Source organism: Photorhabdus heterorhabditis (genome assembly GCF_001280945.1).
Classification (GTDB): domain Bacteria; phylum Pseudomonadota; class Gammaproteobacteria; order Enterobacterales; family Enterobacteriaceae; genus Photorhabdus; species Photorhabdus heterorhabditis.
Window position 1 is genome coordinate 35,418 of sequence record NZ_LJCS01000040.1, and the last position, 6,000, is coordinate 41,417.

Annotated in this window: 5 protein-coding genes and 1 pseudogene; 1 reads left to right on the forward strand and 5 read right to left on the reverse strand. The window is 46.6% G+C overall.

All coding sequences use genetic code 11. The features are described 5' to 3' along the window. Positions 1-535: 535 nt before the first annotated feature. Entirely contained in the window at positions 536-727 is a 192-nt protein-coding gene (locus tag AM629_RS13915; RefSeq protein ID WP_235525479.1) for a hypothetical protein, read from the reverse strand. 313 nt (positions 728-1,040) lie between these two features. On the opposite strand from AM629_RS13915, the pseudogene AM629_RS13920 reads away from it, so the two are divergent. Next, positions 1,041-1,202, forward strand: a pseudogene (locus AM629_RS13920) (SymE family type I addiction module toxin); the annotation flags it as partial. 71 nt (positions 1,203-1,273) lie between these two features. On the opposite strand, the gene AM629_RS13925 reads toward AM629_RS13920, so the two are convergent. The 4 genes from AM629_RS13925 to AM629_RS13940 form a co-directional block, all read right to left on the reverse strand. Further along, on the reverse strand, positions 1,274-1,816 hold the full coding sequence (locus AM629_RS13925; protein WP_054479890.1) for a DUF3916 domain-containing protein: 543 nt from the start codon (positions 1,814-1,816) through the stop codon (positions 1,274-1,276). Continuing rightward, on the reverse strand, positions 1,817-2,629 hold the full coding sequence (locus AM629_RS22290; RefSeq protein ID WP_072161893.1) for a hemolysin BL-binding protein: 813 nt from the start codon (positions 2,627-2,629) through the stop codon (positions 1,817-1,819). A gap of 316 nt (positions 2,630-2,945) precedes the next feature. Then, the gene (locus AM629_RS13935) at positions 2,946-3,212 is read right to left on the reverse strand and encodes a hypothetical protein (protein ID WP_036773806.1); all 267 of its coding nucleotides are present in this window, start codon (positions 3,210-3,212) and stop codon (positions 2,946-2,948) included. Continuing rightward, positions 3,209-6,000, reverse strand: a 2,792-nt coding sequence (locus AM629_RS13940) for a hemagglutinin repeat-containing protein (RefSeq protein ID WP_235525480.1), incomplete at its 5' end; no start/stop codon positions are given. The genes AM629_RS13940 and AM629_RS13935, both read right to left, overlap by 4 nt.

Consider the following 6,000-nt stretch of genomic DNA (forward strand, 5'->3'; position numbering starts at 1 on the left):
AACTATTCTTTTTCTGATAGTTACCTTCCAGAATCCAAAGGTTTAAATTCAAATTATCGTAAGTAACTTTGATTAACACAAACATTTAATTCTATTTAAATTAATGGATTTCCGGCAAGGGTAGAAAAAGGAAGGAAACAAACAGATTATAAATGAAATTATTTCTACCATTTTATTTTCCCTGAATAAATCATTAACAGCATTAAAATAAAATCACACAAGGTAATCATGCAAATCATTAACAATTAATTGGAATAAATAATTTTAGAAGTCATTTAACAACATCATCATATCAATACAATTAATTAAAAAATACGATATTAATTTCAACCATTATTTGATTAGGTAGCTTAATTTTCTACAAATAAATTCAACCATAACATTGATACCGACATTAAATAATCATGCTGACAAATCCATCAAATACTATAACCAATAGATTTCAAGTTGCAGCGCAGCAGCAAGTGAATGCATCCCCAAGAATAGGGGTAACTATAGTCCCTCCAACAGCAGAAACACCTGCTCCCCAAGCGACTCACAATCCTCTTACCGGATCTTGTCCTTCCGGGTGATCACCTTTGGCATGTTTTGACAATGCTGCCGAAATCTCTTGAGGAGATTTACCTTCATTTAGCATAGCGGTAGCCAGACTGGATGCTGACCGACCGTAATCCATCATTCCTTTGAGTAAGCTCAGGGCATTATTGTCAGTAACAACGCATTCCATTGCGAGGCTAACCGCCGAACACCGATTTTTCAAATACAATCAATAAGTTACGACTAGATTTATCCCTGTGCAGCTTGATACCCAGCCTATAATGCCCCGATGCGCTTCTTCAGCCTAATAGTCCACTTTACCCAGATGCAGTTAAAGAACAACAGTCTGCTCAGTAAGTAAGCGTTTAACTTTACTTCCTCCATTGTGATGTTGACGGAGTAGGCTAAAAAAACAGTCCCGGCTTTTACAAACCGGGGTGGGTTCTAATCATCATATTAAATCTATGTTGATTTTTATTTTATCCAGATCAACAGTGATTTCACACCCTGACCATAGCACCGGCATGACCCGTTATTACAGTCAGCATCCCAGCTTGCATCTTAAAGGCAACTGGCTGGAAGAAGCCGGATTTGCCACCGGACAAGAGGTAAACATCACCATTGAACGGGGACAGTTGATTATCCGGCTGGCTAATGAAGGATAATTAGCTGGTATATAAAGTAAAATCTCAGCGTTGTTGGCCGAGATTTATTTTTAAAACATAAATTCTTACCTTTAGTTAACTTCACCAATATACCAGTATTCAGAATAATAAGGCTTTCCCTCGTCATCTTCACTTATTCTAAGAACACCTAGTTCTGAAAAACCATCGGGTAATCGTAAGTTCCATTCTTTGCATAAGCTTCGTTCACTCAATAAAGTTATTTTACCAAACCGACTATATCCATTACGTGTATGTTCATTAAAATACTCCTCAGATGTGAATATACATAATTCACTTGAAAACATATCAGGAAATACAATGGAACAAGTAATTCTTATATTATTTTCGTTGTTTGGCTTCGTTTTATAAATGTTATAAGCTGCATCTATCAAATCTTGAGCACAAATAGATTGAATGTTTTTATTTGTCTGTTTTCCTTGCACCAATGCTGAATGCACTGGAATTTTCACATTCCAGTAACCATAAGAATAATCATTTTCAGTGATAACAGGAAAATAGGTTCTATATGACTCGGACCATATTTTCAAGGAACGTAGTCTACGTGGTATACCACGTAGTTTTTTATTGCTCAACGCTATTCTACGCATAGACATTTATAATTTCCTTCCTTTAGCAGCATCAGTTTTGGTCTGGTTTACCGTACCATCTAAGTTTAAGACAGCCTTAAATTTCCCTTTGTTATCAAAAATTTCAAGATGGTTTTTATGTTGACCATCAAGATATAGATGATCACCTTTTTGAATCACTTTTCCAATATTGTTATTGGCTTTGTAAACACTCTGCCCCTGATATATTTGGCTGGTTTTTTGTGTACTATTTTTTATTTGAGTACCAAAACCGGGTTGAGTAAGAAATTCTTTCATATTCCCAACCGCTCCCTGATTCGGTTGATACGATTGCTTGTCTTTTCCAACATCTCCACCGCTTTTTGCTCCAGCTTTACTGATCCCTCCAGCAATCCCCGCAGACGCAGTAATTCCCGTCTGCCCCATAATCTTCATGATTTCCTGGGTGGTTTCTTCTGAGCCGCCGGTGATTTGGGCACGATGGAGCACTAAATTCCGTGATGCGTCAATATTCGACATAGCACCCCGTAAATCAGCCCATTCCCGTACTTCCGCTGGCGTGAGGGAATCCAGTCCTTGCATTCTGGCTTTTTCCTGAATTTCGCCTATCCGAGCACTGTAGTCACCTTGCAATGCCCGCAGCTCTTTAGCAACGGCAACGCACTGGTCAGCCCCTGAACACGTTGCTATCCGCTCCTGAACCTTGTCATACTCTTGCCGATATTTATCCCTAACGGCAGAACGGCAACTGGTATCCCCCTGACAATTAACCAGTTCCTCACTGCGCGATTGGTTCTTCTCCACACTTAGGTGGTTGTTGTCCACAACAACGCATTCCATTGCGAAGTTGATTACCGAACTCCGATTTCCCCAATGCCCTCAGTCAGTTACAATCCGTTTTTTCCAGTGTGGTTTGAGGCTCGACCCACAACGCCCCGACGCGACTTTTTAGACCGATAAGTAACTTTACTTGACGCTGTTAAAAGGCAGTGCCTAAGAGCTGAGTATTTCCCTATATGGCTATTAACTGAATTGAGTTCTATTCCGGTGGGTTGATGCTGAAAGCTATAAAGTGAAATAGTCGTTCAAACAATTTCAGAAGAAATCTTGCCTCTTAAACTAGATGTCCGTTCAAGAGGCAGGAAATTACTTGAAATTATCCTATATTGGTTAAAATATTTTTGATTATAGATGTTACTGATTCATCTAGCCTTTTTTCATCGACTGTATAGATCAATAGCTCTATCTCATTCTCTGCATCAAATAAAATTGTGCGAAGCCACTTTTCTTCAAGTGCAACTATTTGATTTTCTGCTTTATAAATCTCTGACTGAATATCCTGTATTGTTATCTTTCCTTCAAGAAAGCTCCTACAAGCTCCTTTCAGACACTCAATTACTTCAGGGTAGATCCAATCATTCATTTCACACTCCTACGAAGGATCGTAACAATTACATTACCATTTTTTTCAGTCACGACACCAACATCACCATTCCAATATGTTGTCCGGGTAACACCATTAACAACACTGTTTTGTGGAGTACCAGTTTTAATTACATGATCTACAATGTTGGGCGTCACATTTCTACCAGGTCCGGTTGTTCCTGCTGGTGAACCAAGACCAGAAGGTTGCATTCTATCCACAGCATGTTGTGAATAAAGACGATCACCAATTTTGGCGTATTGCCGTCCATCAACAGTAGTTTTTTGATAATGTTGCCATGAATTCCACTCTAATTTTTCAGAAGGAGTTGTCGTCTTATTTCCAGTAATATTTTTATCAGCTAGAGAGCTTCCTTTCCCCTCAATGACGTCTGTCGACTGATACTTACTTAAAGACAAAAACGCTTTCGCTGCCGCAAACTGTATCAGCTTTGCTTCACTGGTAGGTATGCCACCGGCAACAATTTCCGCCGCCTTTTGCGGTGTCATCTGCTCATTTGATAACACGACATCCAATGGAACACCAAAGAAGTTCCCCCACGCAATAATCAGACCTTTTGCCGGGTCCTGACCATCCGGGACTTGCCCTTTTAGGTAGTGAGTTAAGGCTGCGTTGATTTCTTCAGGTGTTGCCCCGGATTGAGCCATCTTTTGAGCCAGCGACTCCGCACCTTCAAAATGTTTAGCGCCTTCGGCACCAAACAGACTTCCCATGCTAAGGGCATTATTATCCGCTGCGTTCTTCCCTGCCTGCGCCCCAGTGAGGGCGCTGGCGGTGGAGTCACCAGCAATACCGCCTGCCAATCCTGCCGCCAGGGTGGAAAGGGTGCTGATAGTTTGCTTCTGCTCCTCCGTTAACTCACTGACTTTGGCCCCATCACCGTAAAGTTGCTTAATCAGGACCTGAGCCGCCAGCTCCCCCGACGCGGCACCGGCTGCGCCTGACAAGGCATTATTGCCGCTGACCTCTGCCGCTACCGCGCCTAAAATCGCATGGGCTAATGTATTGGTGGCGATATCTACCTGATGGGTTTGCGGGTCGGTGGTCATCTCCTTAATCACCCCGGCCAGATACGGTGAAGCCCCCCCAGCCAGCGCTTGACCCAGATTGTTCCCCGCCAGTCCCTGAATGGCGGCGGTCGCCGCCTGTAACGCTTTCTGATAGGTGCCGCCAGTCCCAAAACCCGAGTCATTCAGCGCCTGATGATAGGCGGCGGTGTAGATTTGGCTTTTAATGTCTTCCATGCTCGGGTCGGCGTGACCCGTTTTCGCCAGGGTGGCTTTGGCAGCTTCAATATCCTGTTCACTAAGATGGTCCAGTTTCGCTTTCGCCGCGTTGGTGGCGATAATTTTCCCTTCCGTCCCGGCTATTTCGGTCATCTGGGCGCTGAGTTCGCCCATCAGTTGCGCCTGTTTCAGCCGCTGTTGTTCCTTTTCCTTATCAAATATCGGACTCAGGACATTGGCGGCGTTATCGGTGTCGCGGCTAAGGGTCGCGACATCCTGCGTCTGGTGCGCCTTATCCCGGATAATCAGGGTGCCGTCACTGACGGCGGCGTGCGTGGTGGTGCTGTCATGGCCCTGGTTATTGGAACCGCTCAGTGCATTGACTGCCAGATTGTTCAGCCGCTGACCAGCGGTCGGTTTGCCGACGCTGACCCCCGCACTCTGCTGCTCAACCTTAAAATCCGCCTGATTCTGAATATCTTTAAAGCCCAGTGTGCCGGTGTTGAGGGTGTTTTTGGTTTTGTCAGCGTGACTGGCTATCACCGCACCGTCCAGCTGGGTGTGGTCGCCGACATTCACCTGATAGCCCCCTTGACCGGCAAACAGCCCGGTCTGCTCCTGCACGCTGTCATAGCTGCTGTGGAGTTTGCTGCGGCTGGCATTCAGGCTTAATGTGCCGTCCGGCTTCGGACCCACGGTGGCATTGACCCCGGCTCGGGCATTGTGCTGCTGGCTGTCATAGCGCTGGTGGTCCTGTTCACTGCTTAATGTCAGATGGCGTTTCACCTCGGCGGTCAGCTGTTCGCCACTGACCTGCGCCCCCTGCAGCGTGGTATCCCGGCCACTGTTGAGGGTAACGGTCTGTCCTGCCTCTAATGTGGTGTGCGTGTGACTGACCCCGTTGCCATTTTCATGGCCGCGGCCCCGACTGACATTGGCCGACGCCGTCAAACCGGTGCTGCCCGGGCCGGCGGTGACACCCACGCCCAGCGCGCTACCGTGGCTACTGTTTTTGCCGACAGTCTGTTCGGTGTTCTGGCTGGAACTCAGTTGGATGTCTCGGCTGGCATTGAGTTGCAGGTCTTGACCCGCCTGTAACTGGCTGCCCTGCACGCGGATATCGCCATTCTGGCCTGATGCGCCTTTGCCATCCCCTTTGGCGGTTATCGTGAGGTTATCCCCGGCAGTGAGGTGGCTGCCCTGTTGGGTGGTCTGGCGGTGCTGCTGTTCTGAACGTGAAGACTGGCGACCGTAAGACAGGCTCACCCCGGCCAGATTATTATTGCCTTTTTCGTCACTGCCCTGCGCTTCCGCCAGTCGGGCCGCCTGGGTGGCCTGAACCCCGCTGAGCGCGGCCTGGGTATTTTGCAACGCTTTCAGGCGCGGGTCGGCGGTCTGCTGCGCGGTCCGGGCCGTCTGTACCGCGCTGTTGATGGCGCCGCCTGCCGTGCCACTGAGCGCCACGGTTAAGCCGCTTTGCTTTTGTTCGGTTTTCGTCAGGGTGGTGTGATGATTTTCCGCACTGGTGATACTGACGCTCT